At 65.7% G+C, this 3497-nt stretch carries 7 protein-coding genes; 6 read left to right on the top strand and 1 reads right to left on the bottom strand.

All coding sequences use genetic code 11. The features are described from left to right. Positions 1–36 precede the first annotated feature (36 nt). On the bottom strand, positions 37–255 hold the full coding sequence (locus CM1CMNOD_RS05745; protein ID WP_043603086.1) for a WhiB family transcriptional regulator: 219 nt from the start codon (positions 253–255) through the stop codon (positions 37–39). A gap of 476 nt (positions 256–731) precedes the next feature. On the opposite strand from CM1CMNOD_RS05745, the gene CM1CMNOD_RS05740 reads away from it, so the two are divergent. The 6 genes from CM1CMNOD_RS05740 to CM1CMNOD_RS05720 all read left to right on the top strand — a co-directional run. Further along, positions 732–1523, top strand: coding sequence for a GntR family transcriptional regulator (locus tag CM1CMNOD_RS05740; RefSeq protein ID WP_013872726.1), 792 nt, complete (start codon positions 732–734; stop codon positions 1521–1523). Positions 1524–1534: 11 nt separating this feature from the next. Beyond that, positions 1535–2338 (top strand): hypothetical protein, encoded by an 804-nt coding sequence (locus CM1CMNOD_RS05735; RefSeq protein WP_043603085.1) that lies wholly within the window; start codon positions 1535–1537, stop codon positions 2336–2338. Further along, on the top strand, positions 2335–2775 hold the full coding sequence (locus CM1CMNOD_RS05730) for an NUDIX hydrolase (protein WP_013872724.1): 441 nt from the start codon (positions 2335–2337) through the stop codon (positions 2773–2775). The genes CM1CMNOD_RS05735 and CM1CMNOD_RS05730 overlap by 4 nt, the downstream gene beginning before the upstream one ends. A gap of 66 nt (positions 2776–2841) precedes the next feature. Beyond that, positions 2842–3024, top strand: coding sequence for an NUDIX hydrolase (locus tag CM1CMNOD_RS22240; protein WP_237703007.1), 183 nt, complete (start codon positions 2842–2844; stop codon positions 3022–3024). Positions 3025–3135: 111 nt separating this feature from the next. Next, on the top strand, positions 3136–3258 hold the full coding sequence (locus CM1CMNOD_RS23540; RefSeq protein ID WP_258165213.1) for a hypothetical protein: 123 nt from the start codon (positions 3136–3138) through the stop codon (positions 3256–3258). A gap of 21 nt (positions 3259–3279) precedes the next feature. Continuing rightward, positions 3280–3497: toll/interleukin-1 receptor domain-containing protein (locus CM1CMNOD_RS05720; protein ID WP_347403389.1), on the top strand; the 218-nt coding region annotated here is incomplete at its 3' end.

Below are 3497 nucleotides of genomic sequence, written 5' to 3'. Positions count from 1 at the left end.
TCTCAGTGGCGCTGACCGGGCGGCGGCGGGCGGCCATCAGCCCACCACCCACCGCGTATGGGCACGCTCGACGGAGCTCTGCCCGCCGACGATGCCGTGCGACAGCAGCGGGCCGAACACCTGCCCACACAGCTTCCGCACCCCGCAGCGCCGGCAGATCTCCCGGGCGGCCTGGGCGCCGGCACCGTCGCCTTGCTCCGGGAAGAACAGCTCCGGATCAACCTGGGCGCACAACGCCCCACCCCAAACCGTCATGAGGTCGTCGAAACGGACCGTGCCACCGGCCAGTAGAGGGCCAGGGGAAGTCCAGCACCGTCGCGGGCCGACGGGCGAGGCAGACCCGGCCGTCGCCACGGCGCCGTTCATAGGAGACAATGCAAAACGCTCCTTCCGGTTTTGCGGCTGGTGGAGCAGACGGCCCCGGGAGTGCTTGGCGGCGTGACCGGGGCCGTCCCATGTCATCTGTGGTCCTACTCGGACGAAGATCTCTCCTTCCTTCGCAGTCGATCGGCCATGTGGCTGGTGCTCCCAGCACGGCGGCGTGCGGTTGTGCGATCAGCGGCGTGACCGCCGTGCCGGGACAACTTGGGGACTTTTCCGACGTAGGACGTCCTACGTCGTGGACGCTCTCATGCGGGTCCGGTAGGTGTCAAGGAGGAGGTAGGACGTCCTGCGGGCTAACGTTAGGTGCCAGCAATCGGTGCTTCGAAGAGACGAGGTGCAGGCCCGGGATGACCGTCGAGGCCCCGAAGTCCCGCTATCGGCAAGTAGCCGATCAACTCAGGCAGGACATCACTCACGGTGAGTACCCTCCCGGCTCAACGCTGCCCAGCGAAGCGGAGTTGGCCGACAAGATGGGCGTATCCCGCGTGACGATCAATCGGGCTGTCCAGATCCTTCGTGCGGAAGGCCTGGTGAGGGTTCTCCGTGGACGCGGGACAGTAGTCCGGTCCGTACCGCCGATCTCACGGCATAGCAATCAGCGGTACGCACGAGCCATCCGCGAGGAACGTGGCGCACGCGGCGCGTTCGACGCAGAGATTCGGCGGCTTGGACTGGAACCCAGGTCCGACATCGTCCAGTTGGAGCCGGTCAACCCGCCCGAAGCCGTGGCGAAAGCACTGGGACTTGGCCAGAGAGAGCGAGTCCTGATCCGCAAGCGTCACATGTACGCCTCGGACGAACCGGTGCTACTGGCTACCTCCTACATCCCCTGGGCCCTCGCCGAGCGCGCTGGGCTGACCAAGGTGGACACCGGACCAGGTGGAACCTACTCACGCCTAGCCGAACTCGGACAAGGGCCGGTGCGGTTCACCGAGGACGTCCGGGCACGTATCCCGACAGACGACGAGGAAGCGTTCTTCGGCCTAGCCGAGAATCAACAGGTGTTTGAAATCGTCCACATGTCGTGGACAGCCACCGATCGGCTCGTGGAATACCGCGTCGACGCCCTCCCCACGTTCCAATGGGTCCTGCACTTCGAATGGCCGGCTGAGGCCGTCGAGTCAGGCAGCCGGCCGTGACGGCTCGACACATGGATGTGCGTGTAGCCGAACTGCCAGCACAGGTCGGGCAGGGCCAAGACCGGATCCTCGTTGGCAATGATGTTGTCATCGTCTTGGATGGCGCGTCCGGAACCGATGGCCTGGTCAGCGTGGCCGCATACGTTGATGCGCTTGGCCGGCGGCTGCTTGACACATTCGAGTGCCAGCCAGCGGCACCCCTGCGGAGCACACTACGGACAGCTCTTGCGGGCACCGTGCAGGAGTTGGATGTACGGCCGGGAGATTCACCGTCCTCAACCGTCAGTATTATCCGCTCTGTCGCCGACCGCGTTGACGTGCTCGTACTTGGCGACACCCCGGTATACGTGGCGACCAGGCCAGATGGCGTCGAACGCATTTTCGATGATCGGCTTATGCGGCTCCCCGTGAAGTATCGGCCGGCGGCCCTCGCTCGGCTACACACCGGAGCCGGATTCGATGACGAACATCGGCGTCTTCTCCGCGAGATGAGGCACGAGAAAGCGCCGTATCTGAACGCGGCCGGTGGCTACTGGATCGCGGAGGCTGACCCAGCGGCAGGCTGCGAGGCGCTGGTGCGCTCTTTTCGCGCACAGGACGTGCGGTGGGCTGCCGTTCTCACGGATGGCGCCGACGATCCGATGCGGCATCTGCACATCGACGTCGGAGACGTCGTCGGGCTCTCGGAGGCGGAGATGGCTGTCTTGCTCGCGGACCTTCACCGGTGGGAGGAGCATAAGGATCCCCAGGGCCAGGAGTTGCCGCGGTTCAAGTGCCATGACGACAAGTCGATCGCAGTGGTGACTTTCCGGTGACGAAATCAGCGGCCGGGCCGCCACGGCATTCGGTGAGCGTCGCTGGTGTCGTGGTGAACCAAGACGGCTTGGTGCTCGCCATCCGCCGTCGGGACAACGGCCAATGGCAGCCTCCGGGCGGCGTCCTGGAGCTGGCGGAGACCTTTGAGGAGGGCCTGCGCCGCGAGGTGCTGGAGGAGACCGGCGTCACCGTCGAGATCGACCGGCTGACCGGCGTCTACAAAAACCTGCCCCTCGGTGTCGTGGCGCTGGTCTTCCGCTGCCGCCCACTGGCTGGCGCGCCTCGGGCCACCGCCGAGAGCAGCGAGGTGTGTTGGCTGCCCGCGTCCGACGTACGGGAACGGATGAGCCCCGCCTTCGCAGTCAGGGTGCTCGATGCCCTCGCGGACACGGCCACCGCCTTCCGCACCCACGACGGCGTTGACCTCCTCGGCTGATGTACGAGTGGGATTACGAGCCGGATGCCTGACCGCAACGGTTCGGCACATATGCCGATGCACTCTGTGAGTGTGGGTGCTGTGGTGGTGGACAACGACCAGCGGGTGCTGATGATCCGACGGGGTGACAACAGACGGCTGGCGACCCCGGGTGGGGCGCTGGAACGGGATGAAGCCCCGGCTGACGGCCTGCGTCGTGAGGTGCGGGAAGAAACCGGCATCCCGATCGACCCTGGCCTGGCCATCTGACAGGCGTCTACAAGAACATGCGGACCGGCGTGCTGTCGTTGGTTTTCCGCTGCGCCGTCTTGGCCCATACGGAGACGACGCCCGAGCGCGGAGACGCCCGAGGTGATGTGGTTGCCGTTCACCGACGCGCTGAACTGCGTGCACCCTGTCTACGCGATCCGGATCGCGGACGCCTTCCGCCCGGACGGCCCCTTCGTTCGTCTCCACGACGGCAACCAGCTTCTCACAGGTTGAGCTCCATGTCGTGGACGGCTGATGATCATCTCGTGGAGTACCGTGCCGATGCCCCACGTCTTGGGCGAACTGCCGGCTGTGTACAACGTTGGCATGACGCAGGAAGAGTCGTTCGTCTTCATCTCGTACACCGGCGTGGACGAGCCGTGGGCGACCTGGATTGCCTCCATACTCGAAGGGGCCGGCCTGGCCGCCCGGGTGCAGGTGTGGGATTCCCCGCCAGGGCGGAACTTCGTCGA

The sequence above is a fragment of the Protofrankia symbiont of Coriaria myrtifolia genome (genome assembly GCF_900634755.1).
In the GTDB taxonomy this organism is placed as follows: Bacteria; Actinomycetota; Actinomycetes; order Frankiales; family Frankiaceae; genus Protofrankia; species Protofrankia coriariae.
The sequence above is the reverse complement of the archived record's forward strand: the minus strand, read 5'-3'. Positions and strand labels throughout refer to the sequence as shown.

Excerpts from the sequence above, each read along its gene's own strand:
- CM1CMNOD_RS05745 (WP_043603086.1), bottom strand. The coding sequence starts at position 255 with ATGACGGTTTGGGGTGGGGCGTTGTGCGCCCAGGTTGATCCGGAGCTG.
- CM1CMNOD_RS05740 (WP_013872726.1), top strand. The coding sequence starts at position 732 with ATGACCGTCGAGGCCCCGAAGTCCCGCTATCGGCAAGTAGCCGATCAA.
- CM1CMNOD_RS05735 (WP_043603085.1), top strand. The coding sequence starts at position 1,535 with ATGGATGTGCGTGTAGCCGAACTGCCAGCACAGGTCGGGCAGGGCCAA.